Here is a 622-nt window from a genome sequence, read left to right as displayed (position 1 = left end):
CGCTATCACCAACCCATGGAGTAGGTCCATGCCCCAGCCGAACGACCTCAGCAGGTCCCTTGTCCCGCTCGAGCAGGACAGCACGCTGGTCGCCGTGCTCGAGTTGAGCCAGTCGAGCTGGCTGGTTGCGGGGACCGTTCCAGGCGTCGAGCGCCAGCCGTTGAAGAAGCTGGATCCGGACGAGCAAGCCTTACTCCGACTGCTGGGGCGTTGGCAGGAGGAAGAGGCCAGGGCCGGACGCAGGGTGACCCGGATCGCGGTCGCGTATGAGGCGGGACGCGACGGCTTCTGGCTGGCGCGGTGGCTGCGCTCGCGCGGGATCGAGGTGCATGTCATTCATCCGACCAGCGTGGCGATCTCGCGCGAGCACAAGCGGGCGAAGACTGACCGGCTCGACACGGCGATGTTGATGCGGGTGTTCCTGGGCTGGCTGCGTGGCGAGCGGGGGCACTGCGGGATGGTCGCGGTGCCCTCGCCCGAGGAAGAGGACGCCAAGCGGCCAAGCCGCGAGCGTGAGAGCCTGGTTGGCGAACGCACTCGCATCGTCAACCGCATGAAAGGCGCCCTGGCGCGGCTCGGCATCCGCGGCTTCAAGCCCGAATTGCGCAGGGCGCCGGAACGC

At 68.3% G+C, this 622-nt stretch carries 1 protein-coding gene; it reads left to right on the top strand.

Going from position 1 to position 622, the window contains the following annotated elements; translation table 11 throughout:
• Window positions 1-28 precede the first annotated feature (28 nt).
• On the top strand, window positions 29-622 hold a 594-nt coding region (locus Q7A36_RS40585; RefSeq protein ID WP_305109456.1), incomplete at its 3' end, for an IS110 family transposase.

Source organism: Paracraurococcus lichenis (genome assembly GCF_030657435.1).
Classification (GTDB): Bacteria; Pseudomonadota; Alphaproteobacteria; order Acetobacterales; family Acetobacteraceae; genus Paracraurococcus; species Paracraurococcus lichenis.
This window is presented reverse-complemented; position numbering and strand designations above follow the sequence as displayed.